This is a genomic window from Pseudomonas sp. 13B_3.2_Bac1 (genome assembly GCF_025466205.1).
Taxonomy (GTDB): Bacteria; Pseudomonadota; Gammaproteobacteria; order Pseudomonadales; family Pseudomonadaceae; genus Aquipseudomonas; species Aquipseudomonas fluorescens_H.
Window position 1 is genome coordinate 1 of sequence record NZ_JANLOG010000105.1, and the last position, 25,242, is coordinate 25,242.

At 59.6% G+C, this 25,242-nt stretch carries 20 protein-coding genes and 4 tRNA genes; 13 read left to right on the forward strand and 11 right to left on the reverse strand.

Annotation, left to right across the window (positions count from 1 at the left end; translation table 11 throughout):
- Positions 1-108 precede the first annotated feature (108 nt).
- A complete protein-coding gene (rdgC, locus tag NTD85_RS16410; protein WP_003223096.1) occupies positions 109-1,029 on the reverse strand; it encodes a recombination-associated protein RdgC in 921 nt (306 codons plus the stop codon).
- 159 nt (positions 1,030-1,188) lie between these two features.
- On the opposite strand from rdgC, the gene NTD85_RS16415 reads away from it, so the two are divergent.
- The 4 genes from NTD85_RS16415 to NTD85_RS16430 all read left to right on the forward strand — a co-directional run bounded on the left by NTD85_RS16415 (position 1,189) and on the right by NTD85_RS16430 (position 1,731).
- A tRNA-Val gene (locus NTD85_RS16415) sits at positions 1,189-1,264 on the forward strand.
- A 19-nt stretch (positions 1,265-1,283) separates the two neighbouring features.
- Positions 1,284-1,360: transfer RNA gene (locus tag NTD85_RS16420), tRNA-Asp, on the forward strand.
- Between the two features lie 199 nt (positions 1,361-1,559).
- Positions 1,560-1,635, forward strand: a tRNA-Val gene (locus NTD85_RS16425).
- A gap of 19 nt (positions 1,636-1,654) precedes the next feature.
- A tRNA-Asp gene (locus tag NTD85_RS16430) sits at positions 1,655-1,731 on the forward strand.
- Positions 1,732-1,869: 138 nt separating this feature from the next.
- Here NTD85_RS16430 and NTD85_RS16435 read toward each other — a convergent pair.
- Both NTD85_RS16435 and NTD85_RS16440 read right to left on the reverse strand, forming a co-directional pair.
- Positions 1,870-3,006: a catalase family protein gene (locus tag NTD85_RS16435; protein ID WP_262142689.1), complete on the reverse strand. Its 1,137-nt coding sequence runs from the start codon at positions 3,004-3,006 to the stop codon at positions 1,870-1,872.
- Between the two features lie 26 nt (positions 3,007-3,032).
- Positions 3,033-4,841 (reverse strand): cytochrome c, encoded by a 1,809-nt coding sequence (locus NTD85_RS16440; RefSeq protein ID WP_262142690.1) that lies wholly within the window; start codon positions 4,839-4,841, stop codon positions 3,033-3,035.
- A 270-nt stretch (positions 4,842-5,111) separates the two neighbouring features.
- On the opposite strand from NTD85_RS16440, the gene NTD85_RS16445 reads away from it, so the two are divergent.
- The 7 genes from NTD85_RS16445 (at position 5,112) to NTD85_RS16475 (ending at position 13,178) form a co-directional block, all read left to right on the forward strand.
- Positions 5,112-5,831, forward strand: coding sequence for an FKBP-type peptidyl-prolyl cis-trans isomerase (locus NTD85_RS16445; protein ID WP_003223103.1), 720 nt, complete (start codon positions 5,112-5,114; stop codon positions 5,829-5,831).
- Between the two features lie 300 nt (positions 5,832-6,131).
- Positions 6,132-6,587, forward strand: a complete 456-nt coding sequence (locus NTD85_RS16450) for a YkvA family protein (protein WP_003223105.1) — start codon at positions 6,132-6,134, stop codon at positions 6,585-6,587.
- Between the two features lie 112 nt (positions 6,588-6,699).
- Positions 6,700-7,041, forward strand: a complete 342-nt coding sequence (locus NTD85_RS16455; RefSeq protein ID WP_262142691.1) for a helix-turn-helix domain-containing protein — start codon at positions 6,700-6,702, stop codon at positions 7,039-7,041.
- Complete coding sequence (locus NTD85_RS16460) at positions 7,038-7,409, forward strand: hypothetical protein (protein ID WP_003223109.1); 372 nt, start codon at positions 7,038-7,040, stop codon at positions 7,407-7,409. The genes NTD85_RS16455 and NTD85_RS16460 overlap by 4 nt, the downstream gene beginning before the upstream one ends.
- Complete coding sequence (locus NTD85_RS16465) at positions 7,410-7,808, forward strand: sel1 repeat family protein (protein ID WP_003223111.1); 399 nt, start codon at positions 7,410-7,412, stop codon at positions 7,806-7,808. It begins immediately after the preceding gene.
- Between the two features lie 247 nt (positions 7,809-8,055).
- Positions 8,056-12,822, forward strand: a complete 4,767-nt coding sequence (locus NTD85_RS16470; RefSeq protein WP_262142692.1) for an RHS repeat protein — start codon at positions 8,056-8,058, stop codon at positions 12,820-12,822.
- Positions 12,819-13,178, forward strand: a complete 360-nt coding sequence (locus tag NTD85_RS16475; protein WP_201138341.1) for a hypothetical protein — start codon at positions 12,819-12,821, stop codon at positions 13,176-13,178. The genes NTD85_RS16470 and NTD85_RS16475 overlap by 4 nt, the downstream gene beginning before the upstream one ends.
- Positions 13,179-13,257: 79 nt before the next feature.
- Here NTD85_RS16475 and NTD85_RS16480 read toward each other — a convergent pair whose 3' ends face one another.
- Positions 13,258-15,048 carry a bifunctional diguanylate cyclase/phosphodiesterase gene (locus NTD85_RS16480; protein WP_262142693.1) on the reverse strand — a complete coding sequence of 597 codons (1,791 nt, stop codon included), beginning with the start codon at positions 15,046-15,048 and terminating at the stop codon, positions 13,258-13,260.
- 133 nt (positions 15,049-15,181) lie between these two features.
- On the reverse strand, positions 15,182-17,266 hold the full coding sequence (locus NTD85_RS16485; protein WP_262142694.1) for a carboxy terminal-processing peptidase: 2,085 nt from the start codon (positions 17,264-17,266) through the stop codon (positions 15,182-15,184).
- 138 nt (positions 17,267-17,404) lie between these two features.
- Here NTD85_RS16485 and NTD85_RS16490 point away from each other — a divergent pair, with 138 nt between their 5' ends.
- The gene (locus NTD85_RS16490) at positions 17,405-18,367 is read left to right on the forward strand and encodes a zinc-binding dehydrogenase (RefSeq protein WP_262142695.1); all 963 of its coding nucleotides are present in this window, start codon (positions 17,405-17,407) and stop codon (positions 18,365-18,367) included.
- 119 nt (positions 18,368-18,486) lie between these two features.
- Here NTD85_RS16490 and NTD85_RS16495 read toward each other — a convergent pair whose 3' ends face one another.
- From NTD85_RS16495 to NTD85_RS16520, 6 genes are all read right to left on the reverse strand, one after another.
- Positions 18,487-19,140, reverse strand: coding sequence for an HAD family hydrolase (locus tag NTD85_RS16495; protein ID WP_103483778.1), 654 nt, complete (start codon positions 19,138-19,140; stop codon positions 18,487-18,489).
- A 34-nt stretch (positions 19,141-19,174) separates the two neighbouring features.
- Entirely contained in the window at positions 19,175-20,164 is a 990-nt protein-coding gene (locus NTD85_RS16500) for an ABC transporter ATP-binding protein (RefSeq protein WP_003223124.1), read from the reverse strand.
- Positions 20,161-20,961, reverse strand: a complete 801-nt coding sequence (locus NTD85_RS16505; RefSeq protein WP_003223125.1) for an ABC transporter permease — start codon at positions 20,959-20,961, stop codon at positions 20,161-20,163. Before NTD85_RS16505 ends, NTD85_RS16500 begins: the two co-directional genes overlap by 4 nt.
- Complete coding sequence (locus NTD85_RS16510) at positions 20,948-21,784, reverse strand: ABC transporter permease (RefSeq protein WP_163005303.1); 837 nt, start codon at positions 21,782-21,784, stop codon at positions 20,948-20,950. The genes NTD85_RS16505 and NTD85_RS16510 overlap by 14 nt, the downstream gene beginning before the upstream one ends.
- A 5-nt stretch (positions 21,785-21,789) precedes the next feature.
- A complete protein-coding gene (locus NTD85_RS16515; protein ID WP_003223127.1) occupies positions 21,790-22,596 on the reverse strand; it encodes an alkaline phosphatase family protein in 807 nt (268 codons plus the stop codon).
- A 182-nt stretch (positions 22,597-22,778) separates the two neighbouring features.
- A complete protein-coding gene (locus NTD85_RS16520; RefSeq protein WP_003223128.1) occupies positions 22,779-23,846 on the reverse strand; it encodes an ABC transporter substrate-binding protein in 1,068 nt (355 codons plus the stop codon).
- A gap of 351 nt (positions 23,847-24,197) precedes the next feature.
- On the opposite strand from NTD85_RS16520, the gene NTD85_RS16525 reads away from it, so the two are divergent.
- On the forward strand, positions 24,198-24,911 hold the full coding sequence (locus NTD85_RS16525) for a UTRA domain-containing protein (protein ID WP_025113378.1): 714 nt from the start codon (positions 24,198-24,200) through the stop codon (positions 24,909-24,911).
- Positions 24,912-25,242 lie beyond the last annotated feature (331 nt).

A 25,242-nucleotide genomic window follows, 5' to 3' on the forward strand; every position in this document is an offset into this window, starting at 1 on the left:
GCCCCCCCCCCCCCCCCCCCCCCCCCCCCCCCCCCCCCCCCCCCCCCCCCCCCCCCCCCCCCCCCCCCCCCCCCCCCCCCGCTCCCACATTAGGATTTCACAAGGGTTTTAGATCCCCTGAGGCGTCTCTTCACCGCCCAACGCTTCCACCAGCGCCGGCAGGAAGTCGCCGAAGGTCAGCATCATCAGGGTGAAGCTGGCGTCCAGTTGGCCCAGGGCCTCGTCGCCACCGTCCTGTTCCGCCTGATCTTGCAGCAGGTCTTCGAACTTCAGGCGTTTGACGGTCATCTTGTCATCGAGCATGAACGACAACTTGTCCTGCCAGGCCAGCGACAACTGAGTCACGACTTTACCGGTGCTCAGGTGCAGCTGGATTTCTTCGCTGGTCAGGTCCTGACGCTTGCAACGCACGATGCCGCCGTCTTCGTGGGTGTCGCGCAGCTCGCACTCGTCCAGAACGAAGAAGTCCGGGGCCGCTTGCTGGGTGGTGACCCACTCGGTCATCACGGCGGTCGGCGCGGTTTTCACGGTCAGCGGACGGACGGGCAGGGTGCCGAGCACTTCACGCATGGTGGAGAGCAGGTCTTCGGCGCGTTTCGGGCTGGCCGAGTTGACCAGGATCAGGCCCTGTTTCGGCGCGATGGCGGCGAAGGTCGACGAGCGACGGATAAAGGCGCGCGGCAGGAACGCCTGGATGATTTCATCCTTGATCTGATCGCGTTCCTTCTTATAGACCTTGCGCATCTGCTCGGCTTCGATCTCTTCGACCTTTTCCTTGACCGCGTCGCGCACGACGCTGCCCGGCAGAATGCGTTCTTCTTTACGCGCAGCGATCAGCAGGAAGTCACCGCTGACGTGTACCAGTGGAGCATCTTCGCCTTTGCCGAATGGCGCGACGAAACCGTAGGTGGTCAACTCCTGGCTTGCACATGGACGCGCCAGTTTGGTGGCCAGTGCAGTTTCCAGCGCCTCGGCATCGACAGGCAGGTCTTGGGTCAGGCGATAGATAAGCAGGTTTTTGAACCACATGGGGTGAGTCTCTCCTTTATACAAAGGGGGGCATTATTGTCTTCGCCGGGTCATAGGCCAACCCTTCTCTAAGCCTTTGGAAGGCCTGAGAAAATTAATTAAAAAAGTGCTTGCCAGAGGTTGGGTCGCTCCGTAGAATGCGCGCCACACCGAAGCGAAGGGTGATTAGCTCAGCTGGGAGAGCGTCTGCCTTACAAGCAGAATGTCGGCGGTTCGATCCCGTCATCACCCACCATTCGTTTCAAGTGTTTAGCGCAGCGGTAGTTCAGTCGGTTAGAATACCGGCCTGTCACGCCGGGGGTCGCGGGTTCGAGTCCCGTCCGCTGCGCCATATTCGGTAACCTGGACCACTGAACGCCAGGTCACCACGGAAAAACCCGCTAAAGCGGGTTTTTTTCTGTCTCACGTTTGTACCTTGTTCCATCGGGTTGTGTCGTTTCACCGGTTTTCGGATTTTTTTGAAAAAAAACTTCAATTAAATCAACACTTTACGAAAACTTGTGGCATAATGCGCCCCGTAACGAAGCGAAGGGTGATTAGCTCAGCTGGGAGAGCGTCTGCCTTACAAGCAGAATGTCGGCGGTTCGATCCCGTCATCACCCACCATTCGTTTCAAGCGTTTCGCGCAGCGGTAGTTCAGTCGGTTAGAATACCGGCCTGTCACGCCGGGGGTCGCGGGTTCGAGTCCCGTCCGCTGCGCCATATTCGGTCACCTGGACCCACTGAACGCCAGGTCACCACAGAAAGCCCGCCTAGTGCGGGCTTTTTGCTGTCTGCGATTTGATAATTTCTGCATTGCCGCTGTGGTAAGGGGATAAATCCCCTCACCACAGGTACGTTTTACTGTTCGGCATTGCGGCTATGCCGATAGTCACTCACTGCCTCATACACCGCTTTGCGCAAGCGGTTGATCCCGCCAATCGGCCGATGCGCCTCAATACCAAACCATGGGTTGAACGACAGTTTGTCGCATTCTAGATTCAGTGCCGGAGTGTCGAAGTCCTGCGCAGGCAGGGTAATCCGCGCCACGCTTTCAAACGGTGAATCCTGCTCGCGCCATTCGATGCTGGTGTCCTCGATCGGCATGTACCTGTTCGCATCCTGGCGCTGAATCTGCAGTACGAAACACGCCGGCACCCGATCCGTCGACAATTGCTGATTCAGGGCACTGCGCAGGAAGTTCGGCAGGTCATGGTTTTGCGGGGGCAGGGCATACGCCGGGCAATTATCAGGATCCGGTGCTACCCGAAACTTCGCATTGGCCTCACCGAATTTGTAGGGGGATACCGAAAAGTAAGTCGTCCCTGTCGGGCTGTCCGGTGGCGGCGACAGTGTTGCCAGCGCGATGAACAAGTGGCGGATCTGCCAGGTGCGTGGATCCCAGCCGGGGAAAAATGCCATGATCTTTTTGCCATCAGCCTGAGCCGCTACATTCTGACGATACTCGGCGACATCGCTGACAAAGAAATTCGCATGGCTGAACATCACAAAGTCTTGTTCGTGGCGCTCCTGACGGTCGCCTAGCAGCTGTTTCCCGGGAACATCGAGCAGTTTGATCGCCATGCCCCGGGCGTCGCGGATGCTGTCGAACTGTGGATAGGCGTTGCCATTGGACAGGCGAATCATCGCCTGCCAGGTTTTACCCGGCTCGCTGAATACGCCTTGGCGCAACGCTGGCGCCAGTTCCTGCAGCACCGTCACTTCGGCCTTCACGCAACCGTGGGCCTTGGCATGCGCGTCGCGCAGGTAGCGAGTGCCTTCGCGGTGTTGATCGACGATGCGCACCGCCGTCTGGATCACGTCCTGGGTCATCGCCGCTTCACCGGCGGGAATCTGTTCTTGCGCCGACACCGGGCCGCGGTGTTGCCAGGCGAACCATGCGCTCGCGATGGCCCAGCCCAGCAGGCCGATAATCAGCAATGCCAGCAGGGTTTTGCCGAGCAGGCGTCCCAGCCACAACCAGAGGCGGGCGAGCATGGACGGTCTTTTGTACGAATTGATCATCATGGCAATTGAGCCTCCAACGGTCCGCCCAGGACTTTCAGGTACTCCAGCAATGCCCAGCGTTCCTGCGGTTGCAGCAGTCGACCGATGACGCCATTGCCACGCTCGCCGGCGCGGAACTCATGACCGCTGTTGTGGTTGCCGCTAATCCGGGTGTCGAACAGAAAGCCGTTGGTAAAGGCCTCGGTGCGATATCCCAAGTGGCGTGGGTCGTACTCGAGAGTGCCTTTATAGAAGGTGGTGGCGCGTTCATCCTGGGGCGACAGCAGTTGATAAAGACTCGGTACCGAACCGTTGTGCAGAAATGGCGCGGTGGCCCAAACCCCGGCCAACGGTCTGGCCTTGTAAGCGACTTTTTCGCGCACGCCGATCGGCAGACCGAAGCCATCGAGTTGTGGCTTTTCCTGAGGGGTGACACCGGCCTCGCGATAAGCGCGGTTTTCGACGAATGCGGTGACGTAAGCCAGGCCCTTGGCCACCGATAGCTGTCTCAGGTCCAATGGCTCTTTGGGCGTTGGATGCAGCTTCACATCCATCTGCTCAAGCTCCTTCAGATCCCATTGCAGCGGCGTCAGGTCGAAACGGTGGTTGGCAATGTTGGTCGCTGCATTCGGATCGGTGCCGATCACCGCCACCGGCAGCATGTGCAAATGCTGCACCCAGCGTTCGCCCTCCTGAGTCTTGCGTGGCACGTGGCAACCGGCGCAGTTCTCGGCAAACAGCGCGCGGCCCCTGGCGGCCAGTGGCTTGTCCACCGCACCCAAGACATCTTCCGGCCAGGCGGGTGGTTGCAGGTGTTGCAGGGTTTCTTCGATTTTGTGCAGGTCACGCACGCGGACACTGGAGGCGTAACGGGCATCGCCCTGTAGCGGCTGGCCATTGCTGTCGAAGAAATTCAACGTGGCGCCGACACCCAGTGCCTCCCCGATATTGCGCGCCATCGGTTGCTGTGCCGAGCCGTTCCATTGCACCCAGTCGAACGTCCACATGTCCCACAGTTGCGGGTAGTCCACCGGGGCGTTGGCCACCCGGTAGTTGGTGGGGGAGATCGCGTCGCCGAAGGTGGCGTTGGCGATGCGGCCGAACGCATCGGTGCGTCCCGGGCCCTCTTCGGTGGGGTAGAGGCCGCGGTGAGTGTCGTTCCAGGCGACTTTCAGGAACGTGTTCAGAGACGCCTTGAAGTCCTTGCGCAGTTGCTCGTGGCGCGCCTCATAGTCATTGCCCAGCACATTGCGGGCGAAACGCTCGAACTTCCATGGGTTGTAGTAAGTCGAGGTCAGACTGGCGACCAATGCCTGTCCGAAACTGCCGCCGCGCAATGTCGGAACGCTGGAAGGCAAGACATGCTGCGCCGAACCGCCGTCAATTCGCACGGCCTGGTCCTTGAAGCGTAATTCGCCGGTGTGGCAAGCGGCGCAGGTGATATCGAGATATTGCTCGTTACCGCCGGGATTTCGATGGCGGGCGAAACCGACCGGTAGATTGCCAGGGTTGTTCGGTGTGGCTTTCTGTTGCGGATCAACCAGAAAGCCGAAGCGTGCGAGGTATTCCGGGGACGCGAAACGCTGCTGTGAGAAGGGTAATTCCAGCGCCTCGAACCATTCATAACGCAGGCCTTTGACCTGTGTGCCCTGCGGGGTGAAGTAGTAGGTCTGGCGTTGTTCTTCACTCCACTGGTTCAGGTAATGCACCTTTTGGGCGGGGGAGTAGAACGGTAATTTCGGGTTGGCGACGTAGTACAAAACCACGGCCAGGCCCAGGCCCAGCAGCACGATGATCAGGGTCAGCACACGGTAGAAGAGGCGCAAGATAAACATCCTTGTCGAGTTGTTGCGCTGTTATGCCTCAGCTGTTGCGGGTGCGGCAAGTGGCCATTACGCCAACTGTGGTAGGAAGTCTCTTCAGTCTCTGTCGGGCCAAGATGACAGAAGCTTCATCGTCCCTTTTCCCGAATGCGTTTTAATCCCTGAACTTATCGGACGTTTCCTGCTCTCATGCCGGTAGCCATTGGTCGTGGCGGCCTGATAAGCTCGCGGCTTTACTCGATTGCCCTTTCGGCGCATGAACAAGGAAATAGCATGAAACAGCATCGGTTGGCGGCGGCGGTAGCCCTGGTTAGCCTGGTCCTCGCGGGTTGTGATTCGCAGACCAGCGTAGAGCTGAAAACCCCGGCGCAAAAAGCTTCCTACGGTATCGGCCTGAACATGGGCAAGAGCCTTGCTCAGGAAGGCATGGATGATCTGGACTCCAAAGCGGTAGCCCAGGGCATCGAAGATGCCGTCGGCAAGAAAGAACAGAAGCTGAAAGACGAAGAACTGGTCGAAGCCTTTGCCGCGCTGCAGAAGCGTGCTGAAGAGCGTATGGCCAAGATGAGCGAAGAGTCGGCAGCTGCCGGCAAGAAATTCCTCGAAGAAAACGGCAAGAAGGCCGGCGTGACCACTACTGCATCCGGTCTGCAGTACGAAGTGATCAAGAAAGCCGACGGCCCACAGCCTAAGCCTACCGACGTAGTGACCGTTCACTACACCGGCAAGCTGACCAACGGCACCGTGTTCGACAGCTCCGTTGAACGTGGCAGCCCGATCGATCTGCCGGTCAGCGGCGTGATCCCGGGTTGGGTTGAAGGTCTGCAACTGATGCACGTTGGTGAGAAGTACAAGCTGTACATCCCTAGCGATCTGGCTTACGGCGCGCAATCGCCAAGCCCGGCGATCCCGGCCAACTCGGTCCTGGTCTTTGACCTGGAACTGCTGGCCATCAAGGATCCAGCCAAAGAAGACGCCGCTGCTGCCAAGTAACAGGCATCGTTAACGGCTTCGCCAACAACGCCTCGCTTATGCGGGGCGTTGTTGCATCTGGACGAAGCTGGCGGTAAACAGAGCGAACGGATGCGGCTCGCAGCAGTCCTAGAGATTGAGGCCGCCAGCGCTAGACGCCCTGAGCTGCCAAGTCAATGAAATATTGGGGTTTTTTATGTGAGTAAAAAACGCCCGATCTGAGCGCGGCCCTTATAAAACGGGGCTTTCAGCGCTGAAATGCAGCTCTGTTCACAAGGTTATCCACAATTTGTGTGGATAACATTTCAACGGGAGAAATAGATGAAAGCGCCGTGGAATTTCGCCCGATTTCTGCCCCTCGCCGGTCGATTGCTGGCGCGTGGGCGTCTGCCGACTCTGTTGTTCGCGGTGGCGAGCAAAGGTGCCGCGCAAGGCAATCGTCTTGGCAAACTCAAGGATGATCTGCGTCTGCTCCAGGCACTGTGCCTGGCTTACTGGCGTGGCGAGTATCGGGCCATCAGCCCGAAAGCCATGGTTTCGGTGGTAGCGGGGCTGATGTACTTCCTCAGTCCGGTGGATGCGATCCCGGATTTCATCCCGGTGTTCGGCATGCTCGATGACATCGCGGTTCTGGCTTGGGTGATGAAAACCCTCGACGACGAGCTCAATGCTTTCCGGCTCTGGCGCAGCCGGCAGCAGCCGGAAAAGCTCGCGGTGGTCGAGCGCCTGCCAGATACCCCCGAGCAACTTCAGCTGCAGGGCCCGAAAAAGCCCTGATTCACTTCGCCCGGATACAGATAGATACCCCCCGCGACCTTGGCCGCTGTTAGGATTACACTTCTAGGGAAAAGTGCCGACTCGCTAAGTGTTGTTGTCCTACGGGGTAGTCATGGATATTCAGATAATTGCACGCGATGGCGAACCCGAATATGCGGTTCTGCCATGGGTTCAGTATCAGGCTCTACTGAAAGCAGCAGGCATCAACGAAACACCGCAGCAGCAGGCGCCAGCGCCGACGGCTGCAACGCCGGACCCGATTCTTCCAGGTCTGGATCAACTACGCAGTTTGCGCGAAGGGAAGGGCATCGCCATCGAGGCGCTGGCCCGCACGGTAGGCATCAGCCCGTCTTATCTGGCCATGATCGAAAGCGGCGAGCGTCAACCTGACGCCGCGATTCGTCGCAGCCTGGCCTGGGAATTGACGGTGCCGGGTTGGAGGGATGAATCGTGAGCGTACGCATCAGTCGTCAACATTGGGACGGATTGCTCGGGGAGCTGGATCAGGCGCGCAGGCAGCGCCATCTGTTGACCTATCGAGCCTTGCTCGAACGTTTGCAACTGCCGACGCCGGCGATGCAGACGCTGACCGCGGCACTTGAGCATCTGGCCGCACTGGACGCCAAGGCCGAGCAGCCATTGCGCAGCTCGCTGGTGATCAGCCAGGGTGCCAGCCGTTTGCCACGTACCGGTTTTTTTGAATGTGTCGAGCGTCTGGGGCGCTTTTCCGGGCCCTCCGATGGCGTCGCGGCTGCTTCCTGGCATGCGTCGGAAGTGGTCAGGGTTTTCGAATACGAGTACCCGGAATCGGCGGAGGCCTGAGTGTTCTTACGACTCAAGGCGTCGGCCAGTTACTGGTTGGCCCGTAGGCTGTTTCACTGGTCGTGGTTCGTCCGCCAGCCCAGAGGCTGGCGCTGGCTCGAAGGGCAGTTTGCGCGCATGGCCAATCTTGGCGATGTTGGCGCGCAAAGCTTTTATGGGCACATTCTGACGTTTCGCGGGGTTGGCCTGGGTGCCCGCGAAGAGGGTGTGCGGCTATTGCGTCTGGCGGCACTCGCCGGCGATGGCAAAGCGGCCTATCAGGTCGGTGTGATCAGTCTTGCAGGCACCCCGAGCAAGGGGCCGGATCCAGCAGAGGCTGCGCGCTGGTGGACTTTGGCCGCCAAGGCCGGCCACCCGTTGGCCGAACTCAAACTCAAAGAATTGAGCGCTCGCGATTAAACCCAGTAAATCCATTTGTGTCGGCCCGATAAACGTGGCGTGAGGGAAACCTCACGCCACGTTTACGTTTATAGCTATACGTTTTGTAGTAACTGGTTTTTTACAGATTAGTCCTACAGCAAACGCCTACTCGCCTGACTTCTTTCCTGGCTGATCCCCCGCAAAGTCCCCGCGCCTAATTTCTGCGCGAGGGAACGCTCATGTTTGACCCGGTTTTTCATTCCACCCCGCATCGTCGTGTGCGCTGATGGACGCCGTCAGCCGCATCGAGCAGGAACTCGACAGCTTCCCCGACACCCTCGACCTCTATCGCCAACAACTTGAGCATTGGTTGAGTCGCGCGGCCGACCAGGTCAGCCACGCGGCCGACCTGCCGTCGCTGATGGGCATGGAGCGGATCATTCGCTTCGGCGATCGCGTCACTGCCGTCAGCACTGGCGACAGTGAGTTTTCCTCCAGCGTCGTGCAGTGCCCGAAGAGCGGAGTGCTGGCGATCGAGAGCAAGTTCGAGTCGGTGTACGACATTCCGCTGGGCGACATCGTGGTGGATGTGGTGGCGGTGGATGATGGAAAAACCTCGCCCGTGGCACTGGATGCGCAAGGCCGGGGCACCTTCACCGGTACGCCAGGCAAGTTCTATCGCGTGCAGGTGCACAGCGAGGTTACCCCGGAGCAGATCAAGGCGCTGTTCAAGTCCTACGACGGCTTGACCGGTGAGCTGGATGGCTGGCTGCGCAGCGAGTGGCAGGGGTTCAAGCCGCAGTGGTCACAGTCGGTGGCGACAGCCGCGAGCAACGGCATGCTCGCCGGGAGTTGGGCGGCGATCGAGGGGGTGTGGGACAGCATCGGGATGCTGTCGGACATTCTCAAGGATCCAGGCGCATTTGCCGAGCGGCTGGGAAGCGGCGCGGCTGATCTGATCCGGCTCGCAGAGTCAGCTCCGGATGTCATGCAGAAACTGCAGTTGCTGGTCAGTGATGAAGCGGCGCTGTGTTTGCTGTTGCGTGCGGCGAGCCTCTGGCTCGAGATGCTGCCGCCCAGCCAGATCGCCGGCAAAACCGCTGAAACGGCGTCGATGATGATCGTGCAGGTGCTGATCGATGTGCTGATCGGCGTTGTGTTGACATTCGTCGGGGCTGGCGCAGGGATCGCTTATCTGACCCTGCGCCTGGCGGATCGCGCGGCCCAGTTGCTGTCGGTTGTAAAGCGCCTGGTCAAGGCGATTTTTGGCATCGTCAACACGTTCATCCATTACGTCGACCAGTACAAAACCGTTGCCGCGCGGGGTATTGCCGCCGGCGTGAAAAAGGGGCGCATGCAATTGCGCTGGGATGCGAAGCGCAATGCCGCCCTGAAGAAAAACGAGCACCACGATAACGCTCCCGATCAAGCGAAAAACCCCAACGGCGACAGCGCCGATTGCGCGCCGCTGACCTGCACCAACGGCTGTCCGGTGTCGATGGTCACCGGCGAAGAACTGCTGACCCTGAGCGATGGCACGCTCGATGGTTTGCTGCCGTTCGAGTTCACCCGGTTGTACCGCACCAGCGCGGTGGAGATCGATGTCGGGCTGGGGTTTGGCTGGAGTCATTCGCTGGCGCATCGGCTGGAGTTTGATGGCGATGTGGTGGTCTGGGTCGATCACGAGAACCGCCGCACGCGGTTTCCGTTGCCCAGCGTTGAACGGCCGCAGATTCACAACAGCCTGTCGCGGGCGGCGATTTTTCTCGGGAATGAGCCGGAGGAACTGATCCTCGCGCTGGCGGGGGATACGGCGCGGTTTTATCACTTTCGGGCTGGGCGGCTGACGGCGGTCAGTGATGCGTATGGCAATCGTCTGACCGTGAATCGCGATTATTCCGACCGTGTGCAGCGCCTGGATAACGGCGCAGGTCGCTCGCTGTTTTTGCGCTACGACCATGCGCATCTGGTGGCGGTGGATTACCAGGTGCTTGGGGGCGATGGCTGGCGCACCGAGCAAACGTTGGTCAGTTATTGCTACGACGCCCGTCAGCGTTTGTTGGCCGCGACCAACGCCGTCGGTGACAGCGAGCGTTACGACTACGACGATCAGCACGTCATCCTGCAGCGGCAACTGACCGGCGGCGCGAGTTTCTTCTGGGAGTGGGAGCGTGCCGGCAAAGCGGCGCGCTGCGTACGGCACTGGGCGTCGTTCTCGCAGATGGACACGCGGTATGTCTGGGACGACGACGGCCGTGTCGCGGTGCATTACGTCGATGGCACCGAAGAGGTTTACGTCCACGATGACAGCGCACGGCTGGTGCGCAAGGTCGAGGCCGATGGCGGTGAGCACCTCAAGGCCTATGACGATCAGGGCCGGCTGATCGCCGAGCAGGACGCGCTCGGTGCGATCACCGAATACCGTTACGACGACGTCGGACGGCTGATCGCGCTGCTTCCGCCGGAAGACGAGCCAACGTCCTACGAGTACCGCAACGGTTTCCTGCACAGCCGTTCTCGCGGTGAGGCGGTGTGGACATTCCGGCGCAACGCTGAAGGGGATGTCACCGAAGCGGTCGATCCCGACGGCCAGGTCACCCATTACCACTACAACGTTCGCGGGCAGTTGCTGTCGATCCGCTATCCGGACACCAGTCGGCACATTTTTGTCTGGAACGACCTCGGCCAACTGATCGAAGAAACCCTGCCCGATGCCGGTGTGCGGCGTTTTTCCTACGATGCGCTGGGACGGCGGACGACCTCTAGCGACGAACACGGCGCGATTACCCGTCAGCAGTGGGATGCGGCTGGCCGACTGGTTCAGACGACCTTTCCTACAGGTGCCACCCGCGCCTACAGCTACGGCGCTTATGGCCAGGTTACCGCCGAGCGCGACGAACTTGGGCGCATCACCCGCTACGAGTATGACGATGACCTGCACCTGGTCTCGCGCAAGATCAATCCCGACGGCACGCGGGTGCAATACCGCTACGACCATGCGCAACTGCTGCTCACGGAAATCGAGAACGAGTCCGGGGAAAAGTATCGACTGGACTACACGCCGAGCGGATTGATCCGACAGGAAACCGGCTTCGACGGGCGGAGCACCGCCTACGCCTACGATCGTAATGGGCACCTGCTGGAGAAGACCGAGTTCGGCGATGACGGCTCAACGCTGGTCACCGCTTACCAGCGTGATGCGGCCGGGCGTCTGCTGCTGAAAACCCTGCCCGACGGGGTTCAGGTGGCTTACCGCTACGATCGCCTGGGGCGGTTGACCGGTGTCGATGACGGCCAGAGACATCCACTGGCCTTCGCATACGATCTGCAAGACCGGCTGATCACCGAGCATCAGGGCTGGGGCACTTTGCGGTATGCATATGACGCCTGCGGCCAGCTCAAGCGCCAGCGTCTGCCGGACAACAGCAAGCTCGATTATCACTACGCCAAGGGCGGTGCGCTGACCGCCATCGATCTCAATGGCACGCGGCTGACCAGCCATCAGTTTGAATGCGGTCGTGAGCAACAACGCCAGCAAGGCCTGCTGCTCAGCGATTATGCCTACGACGATCAGGGCCGTTTACTCGCCCACGCTGTAGGCCATCAGCACGCGTCGCTATACCGCCGCGATTATGCCTACAGCGCCAACGGCAACCTCGAGCACATTGCCGACAGCCGTCACGGCCAGCGCACCTACGCCTACGACGCCCTCGACCGCTTGATCCGCGTACGTCACTCGCGTGACGAACTGCCCGAGTCCTTCGCCCACGACCCGGCCGGCAACCTGCTGATGCAGGACCGCCCCGGTCCCACCCGGATCAAGGGCAACCGCCTGCTGATGCAAGGCGACCGGCACTACGACTACGATGCTTTCGGCAACCTGATCCGCGAGCGTCGTGGCCGCGACCAGCAACTCGTCACCGAGTACCGCTACGACTGCCAACACCGCCTGATCAGCCTGACCCGCCCCGACGGCCAAACCGCGACCTATCAATACGACGCCTTCGGCCGACGCATCCGCAAGACCGTCGACGGCGTCAGCACCGAGTTCTTCTGGCAAGGCGACCACCTCGTTGCCGAAAGCAGCCCGACGCACCACCGCAGCTACGTCTACGAACCCGGCACCTTCCGCCCGCTGGCGTTGCTCGACGGCAAAGGCCCGAAACGCGCCTGCCCGTTCTACTACCAACTCGACCACCTCGGCACCCCGCAGGAACTCACCGACTACAGCGGCGAAATCGTCTGGTCCGCGCAGTACGACGCCTACGGCAAAGTCGCGGCGATCACCCTCGCCGGCGAGGACTATCTCGACCAGCCGCTGCGTTTTCAGGGGCAGTATTTCGACGCGGAAAGTGGACTGCATTACAACCGGCATCGGTATTACGACCCGCGGTTGGGGCGGTATCTGACGCCGGATCCCATCAAGTTGGCGGGTGGGTTGAATCAGTACCGGTACGTGCCGAATCCGACGGGGTGGGTGGATCCGTTGGGGTTGAGCTGCACCTGTCCTCCGCCGACACCGCGCCGTCCGATGCGGTACGAGGCGGGTCGTGCAGTCGTCGAAGAAGGAGCGCCTCCACTGCCGAAGATGACAGCGCAGGAGCGGCGGGCGAGGCTTGATGAGGTGGCAGAAGAAAATGCTCATCGGCGTCTGGATGAAATGGAGAGAGCCACACAAGACGCACACTTCTTAGAGAAACATGGCAAACAGACCACACTAGCTTCTCAGCAGGAACGCTCACTGACGGGAAGAAATCCAACAACTGGAATTATCGAGGTTTATACCAATGGGAGGCGAGCAGGGCAGCCAAAAATACCCAGTGCGGCTACTCACTTTTTTAGTTATCGAGATCAACTTAACGCAATACATCGTGCACAGCTTATTTTCAGACGGAACGGTCAAATCGCGTCTAAAGAACCTATGAATATGGGTAAGGTTGTTGGCGAGGGGTACAAAAGGGGAGGAGTCGTTTATGGACAGCAAACACATGCTGTAGTAGTTCTCAATAGAGCAGCTGAGCCGATAACCTCTTATACGGAGTTTGTGAATTGAAACGTAAGCCTGAATATTTTGTTTTGCGTGGTCTGCTTTTTCTATTTGATATAGAAAATACTCATGATGACGCTCGTGAAAAAATCATCGTCTCGAAGAATGTCAATGACAAGAAAGAGCTTGCTGAGCTATTTGATATTCTTATGAAGCCTGAGTTTATTTTTTATAGCGTTGAGGAACGAGAGTGGTGTATCGACACACTGAAGTACTATTTGGAAGCCGGTGATAGCTTTGATGAGGTATTTACAAGAATAACTACTTATTTTGATGACGACGTAGAGGACCAGCGTCAGTTTATGCAGGTTTTGTTGAGTTGTTTATTGAAGTATCACGCCGATGATTCAGATATGGGTTAAGGCCGAAACAGTTGGGCTAATTCAAATGCCCCCTTCGCGAGCAAGCCCGCTCCCACAGGGATCTGTATTGTCTGTGGAATCAGCGTTGGCCAATCAGTTGCGGCAGTTGAAGGTCGGCGGCAGTGAGGCTATCAATCACATGCACGCTATACCCCGGAACATTCTTCGCATGATGCTTCGCCTGCGAAGCCATCTCCGCCAGTTGACTCGCATCCAGTTCTGCGCAAGCCGTGGGGTGCAAGTGGACGACGCCGATCGATAACGAGAGCAACGGAAACTCCTGCCGAATCCCCTGCCGGTTCGGCGCGATGAAGCAGCCGGCCTCAAGATGTTCCGGGCGATAGAAGCGGCGGCATTGGCTTTGGAAGTCGTCGAGCAACTGGTTGAGGCGTTTGCGCCAGTCTTCCGGGCCGAGCACCAGCAGGAAGTCGTCACCGCCGATGTGGCCGACGAAGTCGCGGGATGGGTCGACGCGTTCGTTGAGGCATTGCGCCAGGCACAGCAGGACTTCGTCGCCACGGCCGTAGCCGTAGATGTCGTTGAAGGGTTTGAAGCTGTCGATGTCGACGTAGCAGATGATCGATTCGCGGCCTTGTTGCAGCAGGCGGGTCAGGCATTGCTGGATCGGCACGTTGCCGGGCAGCAGGGTCAGTGGATTGGCGTAGCGGGCCTGTTGGATTTTCAGTTCGGTGATCAGCTTGAGCACGTCGATCACCCGACCGAGGCCGAGATATCCGCCGTTGAGGGTGATGATGAAATCTTCTTCGATGCGTTGCCGGGCGCGGCTGGTGATCAGGCGGCTGACCTGTTGCAGCGACTGGCTCATCTCCACGGCGAGGAAGTCGTCGTTCATCAGGCGGCTGATTGGCTTGCGGGCGAACAGGTCGGTGGCAAATGGCTTGAGCAAGGCGTCGGACAGCGAATGGCGATGGACGATGCCGCACGGCTGGCCTTGTTCATCGAGCACCGCCAGTGAGTTCAGATTGGCCTGGCGGCGGAAGGCTTCCAATACGGTGGCAGTCGGTGTGTCGCGATGCACCGCCGGTTGGTCGTTGAGCAGGGCGCTGAGGTCGCTGCCCTCGTCGTTCAGCGCCACGGCGCTGCTGTCGTGTTTGGGCATCAGGGCCCGGGCATCGCGGGGTGGATGCTCCTGTGGGCGACCGAGCAGGTAACCCTGTACCAGATCGACGCCCATCTCGGTCAGCACCGCCAGTTCCTCTGGCAACTCGATCCCCTCGGCAATCACCTGTGCCCGTGACGCCTTGGCGATTTGCAGGATCGAGCCGACGAACTCGCGTTTCAATGCGTCCTGATGGATGCCGTCGATGAAGTGGCGGTCGATCTTCACGTAATCCGGGCGCAGCTCCGACCATAGACGCAAGCTCGAATAGCCGGCACCCAAGTCATCCAGTGCAATCGAAAAGCCCATCGCCCGATAGTGATGCAGCGCGGTTTGCAGCAACTGGAAATCGTCGATTGGCGTCTGTTCGGTGAGTTCGATCACCACCTGGCTCGGTGGAATGCCGAAGTCCTGCAGCAGTTGCAGGGTCCGCCCCGGTTGGTGCGCGGCTTCAAGCAGAGATTCCGGTGAAACGTTGAGGAACAACTTGCCCGGCAATTGCTGCTCGTTGAAACGACGGCAGGCAGACTGGCGGCAGGCAATTTCCAGTTCGCTCAAACGACCGGCCTGACGGGCCACGGCGAACAACGCGATAGGCGAGTGCAAAGGGCTGTTGGACGGGCCACGGGTGAGGGCTTCGTAACCGAGAATACGACGTTCGGAAAGACAAATGATCGGCTGGAACAGACTGTGCAAACCGCTTTGAGTCAGGATCGAGCTCAAGGCACTCAGCTGTTCGGTCGTGGTCATGGCTATCTCTGGCGATAAAAAAAGGACCGGGAGCGCTCTTGCTTGAAGAGACGCTCCCAGTCCTTTATTTCACGACAGAATGATGACTGTTTGATGACGCTCCGAGGAGCGTCAACACTAAATTGCCATCATCTTACTTTTTGGCCACCTGATTACTCAGTTTCAGATAATCCAGCAGCACGCGCCCGGTTTCGGCCAGGTAGGCGTCGTCCTCTGGTTTGACCTTGTCCGGCTCGGCTGCCGCGAGGGCGTCGTCGTCTTCCTTCTTCAGCTCTTTCAGCGGTTCTTCGCCTTTGGCTTTGCGACGGATGTTTTCCAGCGCCAGTTGCTTGGCATCGATGTCCGCGTGCTGGGCACGACGCTCGGCTTCGTTGAGGCTGACGGTTTTCTCTTCCATCAGCTTCTGCGCCAGGGCCAGCTTGTCACGGATGAACACGAACTCGGCGTCTTTGGCGCTGCGTGCCTCATGCTCGGACTTGAGCTGCGCCAGGTACGGCTTGAACGGATCGACCGCAGGCTTGATCGCTGCCTTGATGGTGTCCCACGGCATGGCTTCCGGCAGGGCGCTTTCGCCGATTTCCTTGGTGTCGATGATCGACGGATAATCGATGTCTGGCAGCACGCCCTGATGCTGGGTGCTTTGCCCGGAAACCCGGTAGAACTTGGCCAGGGTCAGTTTCAGTTCGCCGTGGTTCAGCGGCTGAATGGTCTGCACGGTGCCTTTGCCGAAGGTCTGGCCACCGATGATCAGTGCACGATGGTAGTCCTGCATGGCGCCGGCAAAGATTTCCGAAGCCGAGGCGGACAGGCGATTGACCAACAGTGCCATCGGGCCTTTGTAAAACGCGCCCGGGTTTTCATCTTCAAGCACATCGACGCGGCCATCGGCATTACGCACGAGTACGGTCGGGCCCTTGTCGATGAACAGGCTGGTCAGCTCGGTAGCTTCCTGCAGGGAACCGCCGCCGTTGTTGCGCAGGTCGATGACCACGCCGTCGACTTTCTCTTTCTGCAGTTCGGTCAGCAGCTTCTTGACGTCACGGGTGGTGCTCTTGTAGTCCGGATCACCGGCACGGAACGCCTTGAAGTCGAGGTAGAAGGCCGGGATCTCGATGATGCCGAGCTTGTAGTCCTTGCCATCCTGTTTCAGGCTGAGGATCGATTTCTTCACCGCCTGATCTTCAAGCTTCACCGATTCGCGAGTGATCGGCACGATCTTGCTGGTCTGGTCGTTCGGCGCATTGCTGGCCGGAATCACTTCCAGACGCACCACGGTGCCTTTCGGGCCGCGGATCAGCTTGACCACTTCGTCCAGGCGCCAGCCCACCACGTCGACCATCTCTTTGTTGCCCTGGGCAACGCCGATGATCTTGTCCGCCGGTGCAACCTGCTTGGTCTTGTCGGCCGGGCCTGCCGGCACCAGACGCACGACTTTCACCTGATCGTTGTCGCTCTGCAACACGGCGCCGATGCCCTCGAGGGACAGGCTCATGTTGATGTCGAAGTTCTCCGCGCTATCCGGCGACAGATAGTTGGTGTGCGGGTCGTAGGACATGGCGAAGGTGTTGATGTACGCCTGGAAGATGTCTTCCGCGCGTGTCTGATCGAGGCGCGCCAATTGGTTCTTGTAGCGCTTGGTCAGGGTGTCCTGAATCTGCTTGGAATCCTTGCCGGCGATCTTCTGCCGCAGCACTTCGTCCTTGACGCGTTTGCGCCACAGGTCGTCGAGTTCAGCGGTGGATTTGAGCCAAGGGGCGTCCTTGCGATCGATCAGCAAGGTTTCCTTGGTGGTGAAGTCCATCTTGTCGACGCCCTTGTTCAGCTCCGCAATGGCGAAGTCCAGACGCGCCTTGACGCGGTCCAGATAGCGTTTGTAGATGGTGAACCCGGCGTTGAGGTCGCCGCTTTTGAGGAAGTCGTCGAACTGGGTCTTCCACTTGTCGAATTCGGCGATGTCGCTGGCCAGGAAGTAGCTGCGCGACGGGTCCAGCAGCTTGATGTAGCTGTCGTAGATGATCACCGAGCGCGCATCGTCGAGCGGCGGCTTGCTGTAGTGGTGACGCTTGAGCAACTCGACGACATTGAGGCTGGCGATGACTTCGTCGCGATCAGGCTGCAAGTTGTCCCAGCTGTTGGCTGCGAATGTGTTGCCCGACATCGGCAACAAACCGATACCGATGAAAAGAGCGAGGGCGGTGCTGGGGAGCAAATGCTTCATGCTGATTCGACGCGGGGACAATTGATAACGCATATTAGGCCGTCTTTGAAGTCGCCGGTTCTACGAGAGCCGGTCGCATAATGCAAAAAGCCCGGCGCTACAGCTTCGGGCTCAGTCCAGACTCACTATGGAGGCACTGTGAAGGCATTGCAAGGCGTTGAAGGGCAAGTGGCATGGGTTGAAGAGCCGAGTCCGGCATGTGATGTAGGACAAGTGCGCATCCGCGTGGCGGCTGCCGGCCTCAATCGCGCCGATTTATTACAGAAAGCCGGGCTTTATCCACCGCCGCCTGGCGCCAGTCAGGTGCTCGGTCTGGAGTGCTCCGGGGTGATCAGCGAGGTCGGCGCCGGCTCGTCCTGGCAAGTCGGCGACCGGGTCTGCGCCTTGCTGGCCGGGGGCGGAATGGCGGAAGAGGTGGTCGTCGACGGACGGCACGTGCTGCCGGTGCCCGAGGGCGTTTCGTTGATCGAGGCCGCAGCATTACCCGAGGTTTATGCAACGGTCTGGCTGAATGTTTTTCAACTGGCGGCGCTGAAACCCGGTGAAAAGGTTCTCCTGCATGCCGGTGCAAGTGGAATTGGTTCAGCCGCCATTCAGCTGTGCAAGGCGTTCGGCAATCCATGCTGGGTCAGCGTCGGGTCTACCGAGCGATTGGCCTACTGCGAGGCGCTGGGGGCCCAGGGCGGGGTGGTGCGCACCGATGATCTGGAGAGCCTGCGCGACCTCGGGCCGTTTGACGTGATTCTTGATCCGGTCGGCGGCAATTATGCGGCGCTGAACCTCAAGTTGACGGCGCTGGACGGGCGCTGGGTGCTGATCGGTTTGATGGGCGGACGAGAAGCGAAGCTGGATCTGGCACAGGTGCTGGCCAAGCGCGTGCAGTTGCTGGGTTCGACGTTGCGCAGTCGCGATGATCAGTTCAAGGCCGACCTGTTGAGTGACCTGAGCCAGCATGTGTGGCCGTTGTTTGCCGAAGGGCGGTTGCGTCCGCAACTGGCGAAAACCTTCCCGGTAAAGGATGCCGAAGCGGCGTTTGCCGAGCTGGCGAGCAATACGGTTTCGGGGAAGGTGGTGTTGGTGATTGACGATAGCCTGAGCTGAGGACTCTGGAAAACCTGTGTGGGAGCGGGCTTGCTCGCGAAAGCGGTGAATCAGACACGAATTTATCGACTGACACTCCGCCTTCGCGAGCAAGCCCGCTCCCACAGTTGGACCTATGTTTACTTCCAGAGATGGATCGGCCAGCCTGCTTTTTCGGCATGCTCCAGCAGCACCGGATCCGGATTTACCACATGCGGGAAATCCACCTTCAGCAGCAACGGCAAATCGTTGCGTGAGTCGGAGTAGAAACTCGCGCCTTCCAGATTTTCTTCCTCGGCATCCAGCCATTCCAGCAGGCGGGTGATCTTGCCTTCGCGGTAGGTCAGCGTGCCGACGGTCTGGCCGCTGTAAACGCCGTGCGCGACTTCAAGTTCGATGCCCAGAATCTCGTCGATGCCCAAACGATCAGCGATCGGTTTGACCAGGTGTGTACCCGAGGCCGAGATCACCAGAATCCGGTCGCCGGCCTTGCGGTGGGCGGCGATGGTTTTGGTCGCGTCGCTGAAGATGATCGGTTCGATGAAATCTTCGACCCACGGGCCGACCAGGTGGTCGACTTCTTCCGGGGTGCGGCCGATCAGCGGTTCGAGGCTGAACGCCATGAATTCTTCCATGCGCAATTTGCCATGGCTGTAGGCGTCCATCAGCTCGTTGTTCTTGCGCATGAACGACTCGCGATCGACCCAGCCCAGGCGCCCCATCTGTTCGCTCCAGAGGGTGGCGCAGTCGCCGTGGATCAGGGTTTCGTCCAGATCAAATATTGCCAGGGCCATCAGTGCAGTTCTCTCTTCAACGTCAGCAAAGTCATCAGGCTACCTCACACAGGGCCGTCGGATCGATGGAAAGCGCCAGACGCTGACCGTCGGGATGCAGATCCGCCGCCGAGCGGTTGAGCACGTCCACCACCAGTTCCACGCCGCGCGCTTCGACGCGGTAGCGGATCACGTTGCCGAGCAGGCTGTGGCTGCGGATCTGCGCATCGAGCTCGCCATTGAGGCTCAGCTCGATGGCTTCCGGGCGAATTGCGATACGGTGGTTGATCGGCCGTTGCAACAGCTTCGAGGCGCTGTCGGCGTCAAGCAAGTTGTAGTTGCCGATGAAGCCTGCGGCGAATATGTCCACTGGTGCGGTGTAGAGGGTTTCGGCATCGCCGCTCTGCACGATCTTCCCTTGGTTCATCAGGAAAATCCGGTCGGACATGGTCAGCGCTTCTTCCTGATCGTGGGTGACGAAAATCGTCGTCAGGCCGAGTTCGCGCTGGATCTGCCGGATCTGCTCGCGCAAGTGTTTGCGAATTCGTGCATCCAGCGCCGACAGCGGTTCATCCAGCAGCAACAGGCGTGGGCGAGTGACCAGCGAGCGGGCGAGGGCAACGCGCTGGCACTGACCGCCGGAAAGCTGATGCGGATAACGACTGGCGAAGTCGTTGAGCTCGACCAGTTTCAACACCTCGGCGACACGTTTGTGGCTGTCGTCGGCATTGACCTTTTGCATGCGCAGGCCGAAGGCGACGTTCTGTTCGACGGTCATGTTGGGGAACAGCGCGTAGCTCTGGAACACCATGCCGATCCCGCGCTTTTGCGGACTCAGCGGCACAATATCGACGCCATCGAGCAGGATCTTGCCGCCATCCACCGGCGTCAGCCCGGCAATGCAGCGCAGCAGCGTGGACTTGCCGCAACCGGAGGGGCCGAGCAAGGTGACGAATTCGCCCTTGTTGATCTCGCAGTTGATGTCGCTGAACACGGTGGTGCCGGCGTAGTTTTTCTGCAGGTGTTGGACGCTGACATAGCTCATTCGCTTTTGTCCTTGTTCAAGATGTTGGCGATCCAGGTCAGGACCAGCACGAAAAAGAAGTACGAGATCACCAGCGCACTGGTGAAGTGGCCGCTGCTGTTGCGCATGTTGTTCAGATACACCTGCAGGGTTTCGTAGCGTGTGCCGACGAGGATGTTGGCGAACACGAACTCACCGAACAGGAACGAGAACGACAGCAGCAGCGCGACCATCAGGCCTTTGCGCAGGTTCGGCAGCACCACCAGGAACGCCGCCTGAAAGGTGCTGGCGCCGAGCAGCTGCGCGGCGTCCATCAGATCGCGCAGGTTGATCGCCTGCAGATTGTTGGTGATCGCCCGGTACATGAACGGCAGCGCCACGGTGAAGTAGCAACCGATCAGGATCCACGGCGTACCGACCATCGCCAGCGGCCCGGAACCATAGAGCTGCAACAGCCCGACCGACGACACCACTGGTGGCACCGCGAAGGGCAACAGGATCAGGATGTTCATCAGCGCATCGAGTTTCGGGAAGTGGTAATGCACCACGAACAGCAGGGGCAGGATCAGCACCACCGACAGCACCAGCGCACCGACGCACACCAGTAGCGACTGGCCGAAGGCATGCAGGAAGCGCGGATCGCTCCACAGCTGGATGTACCACTTGAAGGTGAAGCCGCTGGGCAGGATGGTCGCCGACCAGCTGCTGGCAATCGAATAGATCAGCGTACCCACCAGCGGCAGCAGCAGGATCGCGAACAGCAGATACACCACGACGCGGTGGTAGACGCCGGCCGGGCCGGATTCAGCGCGAGACATGGTAGCTCCTCTTCAGCAGCAGTTGATGCACGACGGTGACGATAGTCATCAACGCCACCAGCACCACGGCCAGGGCACTGGCGAGATTCGGGTCGAGGGAAATGTCGCCGGAGACCATCGCCGCGATGCGGATCGGCAGTACGTTGAAGTTGCCGGTGGTCAAGGCGTACACCGTGGCGTAGGCGCCGAGGGCGTTGGCCAGCAGGATCACGAAAGTACCGAGCAGCGCCGGGGTCAGCACCGGCAGACCGATATGCCGCCAGAATTGCCAGCCGTTGGCGCCAAGCAACGCGGCGGATTCGCGCCAGTCTTCACGCAAGGCGTCGAAGGCCGGGTAGAGCAGCAGCACGCCGAGGGGAATCTGGAAGTAGGTGTAGAGGATGATCAGACCGGTTTTCGAGTACAGGTTGAAGTCCTGAATGATCCCGGCCTGCTTGAGCATGATGGTGATGCTGCCGTTGAAACCGAGCAGGATGATGAACGCGAAAGCCAGCGGCACACCGGCGAAGTTGCTGGTCATGTTGGCGAAGGCATTCACGAAGTTGCGCAGTTTCGAGTCGACCCGGCGCAATGAATACGCACCGAGCACGGCGATGATGATGCCGAACACGCTCGACCAGAAACTGATCTCGAGGCTGTACTGGATCGCCTGCAGATAGAACTTCGAGCTGAAGATCTTGCTGAAGTTGGCGAAGCCCCAGCCGAACTCTTCCGATTGCAGGCTGTTGATCATCACCCAGACCAGCGGGGCGATTTCGAACACGATAAAGAACAGCGCGAACGGCACCAGACACAGGGCCGCGAGCCATTTGCCGCGAGTCATGGCGTTCACTTGAGCAACTCCCGGCACACAGGTTTGTCATGGGGCACGCCGAGCAGTGCGCAGACCGTGCCGCAGATGTCGGTCTGCTTCGGCGCGGCATCAGCATTGAGGCTGAAGGCGTCACCGAGGACGAACAGCGGCACCTGGCGCTCTTCCGGTAGCAAGCCGTTGTGCGAGCGATCGTTGTTCATGCCGTGATCCGCGGTCACCAGCACCTGATAACCAGCGTCGAGCCAGCCTTGCAGGTAGTCGGCGAGGATGATGTCCGCCGAGCGCGCGCTGTTGCGGTATTGCGCGGAATCGAGGCCGTGCTTGTGGCCGGCGTCGTCGATGTTCATCGGGTGGATCAGCAGGAAATTCGGCGCATGACGCAGGCGCAGGTTTTCCGCGTCGGCGAACAGGTGCGAATCCGGGTAGTGGTCACTCCAGTAGAAGTGCCCGTGCTGGATCGGCAGCGACAGATTGTCGGTATGCCGGTCGCGGGCCGCCACGAACGGCGAGCGGTTGTACAGCTCGCTGACCCAGTGATAGGCCGCCGCAGCGGTTTTCAGACCGGCGTCGCGGGCGTAGTGATAGATGCTGCGCTGATTGGACAGCCGTGCAACGTTGTTGTGGACGATGCCGCTGTCGATCGGCGGCACGCCGGTGAGGATGCATTCGTAAAGCGGTCGGGACAGGGCCGGCAACTCGCACTCCAACTGATAGAGCGCAGCGCGTCCTGCGCCAACGTAAGCCTGCAGATGCCCCATGGCGTGACGCGCGACCTCGTAGTTGAGACCGTCGAGCACGACAAGGATGACGTTGTGCTTCATAGGGGCAAAAACTCCGCGAAATTCAAATAGCTCGAAATCAACTCGACCCCCCTGTGGGAGCGGGCTTGCTCGCGAAGGCGTCGGGTCAGTCAACATCATCGTTGAATGACTCACCGCCTTCGCGAGCAAGCCCGCTCCCACATTTGGATCTCCAATGGATCCAGCAGTGGGGATTTACAGGATTACTTCATCTCTACGATGACTTCTTCGTTCCACTTCTGCGGCAAGGCCTTGGAGGTTTTTTCCCAGGCGTCGGCGTCCTTGATCGGCGTGACCTTTTTGTACTGCTCGTTCGGCAGCAGCTTGGCTTTCACGTCTTCCGGCAATTGCAGGTGATCGGCACGAATCGGACGGGCGTTGCCGCGCGCCAGGTTGGTCTGGCCGGCGTCGCTGAAGATGTATTCGCGGGTCAACTTGGCGGCGTTCGGATTTTTCGCGTATTTGTTGATGATGGTGGTGTAGCCGGAAATCACCGAGCCATCGGACGGGATCAGCACCACGTAGTCATCCGGGTTGGCCATCTTGGCCTTGTAGCTCAGGCCGTTGAAGTCCCAGACCACGCCGACTTCGATCTCGCCTTTTTCCATGGTGGCGATGGTCGGGTTGGCCATCGACAGGCGACCTTGCTTGGCGATGTCTGCAAACAGCAGCAGGGCCGGCTGGATGTTCTTCTCGTCGCCACCGTTGGCCAGGGCAGCGGCCAGTACGCCGTTGGCGGCTTGCGCGGCGGTGCTCACGTCACCGATGGATACCTTGTATTTGCCGCCCTTGAGGTCAGCCCATTTGGTTGGCACTTCGGAGCCGTGCAGCAGCTTCTTGTTGACGATGAAGGCGATGGTGCCGGTGTAGGCCAGTGCCCAGTTGCCGTCCTTGTCCTTGGCCCAGTCCGGGACTTGATCCCAGGTGCTTGGCTTGTACGGTTGCACCACGCCCTGCTTGACCGCGATCGGGCCGAAGGCGGCACCGACGTCGCCGATGTCGGCGGTGGCATTGTCTTTCTCGGCGGCGAACTTGGCGATTTCCTGGGCCGAGCTCATGTCGGTGTCGATGTGTTTCAGGCCATAGGTTTTGGCCAGATCTTCCCAGGTGCCTTTCCAGTTGGCCCAGTCATCGGGCATGCCGACGCTGTTGACGGCGCCTTCCGCTTTCGCAGCGGCTTCGAGGGTTTTCAAATCGGTACCCGCCGCCATGGCGGAGGTGCACATTGCAATGGTCGAGCCTAACAGTGTTGCCAGGAAAAGCTGTTTCATTCCGAAGCTCCTTGGTCGTGTTCAACGCTGCGATTGCGGTTTGTGTTGGTCTAGGTCAGCAATACCTGAGCCAATTTAAGGGGGCTGGATGACACTTTGATGTCGGCGGTCGCCCGGCAGGCCTTTTATTTGCCCGGTTTCGGCGCTTGCCCGCTAAGCGTAGACCAAGGTCAAAGCCCCGGCAGACAAGGGACTTGGCCGATGTATTGCAAGTCATGAGGGCGACCGTCGGGCAGGTTTGTCATCTCTCGGTAATCTGCACTGCCTAGGCTTGCAACACATGGAAACGGCTTGCAGCCGTACGGTTTTTGCCCCGAAACAGTGCTGGTCTAGTCCAGATAGGTAACGTTGATGCGCGATGAGGCAACAAAAGCGGTGACAGCGATTGGTCAGGTGTTGCAGGAGCAACTTGATCACGGCCTGCTCGCGCCCGGGAGCAAGTTGCCGGCCGAGCGCAAGCTCAGTGAGTTGTTCGGCACCACGCGCATTACTGTGCGTGAGGCGTTGTTGCAGCTGGAGGCGCAGGGGCAGATTTATCGCGAGGAGCGCCGTGGCTGGTTCGTTTCGCCGCCACGTCTGGCGTACAACCTGATGCAGCGCAGTCACTTTCACGCGATGGTCAGTGCGCAGGGGCGGGTGCCGTCGACCGAGGTGATTTCGGCGCGCTTGCAGCCGGCGTCGGTGGCGGTGTGTGCGTTGTTGCAGTTACCTGCTTTGTCGAGCGTGATTCAGATTTGTCGGTCGCGGCGGATTGATGGGCGGCTGGTGTTGTATGTGGAGCATTATCTGAACCCGCAGTATTTTCCGGGGATTCTGGGGTTTGATTTGAATCAGTCGATGACCGAGTTGTATGCGCGGCATTACGATTTGCACTATGGGCGGGTGCGGTTCGAGATTGTGCCGACGTCGTTGTCGGTGGATGCGGCGGCGGCTTTGCGTGTTTCTGTCGGGAGTCCGGGGTTAAGGATTGCTCGGGTCAATTATGATCAGCATGAGCGGTTGATTGATTGTGATCTGGAGTTTTGGCGGCATGATGCGATTCACGTTGGTGTAGATGTTGTTTGACCTTGGCGGCCTTTGGGCCGACCAGGCTGTTGGGTTCTGTGTGAATATCCGTTTCTTCGGGGGCTGCCGCTGACGGTTTCGCTCTTACAGCGAGTCACTTTTGCAGACGCCCAAAAGTAACCAAAACGCTTGGCCCCGGCGTACGGCCCTCGCTTAGGCTCGGGTTCCTTCGTTGCGGGATTCATCCGGGGGCATCGCCTCCGGTTTGCTTCGCTGCACCTCCTCTCGATGTGTTTGGCTGCGCCAAACGGTCGCTGCGCTCCCACCCCCGGATAAACCCCTCCACTCAGCCTGCCGATGGGGCCGGCACGGCAAGATCAAGAGCTGCAGC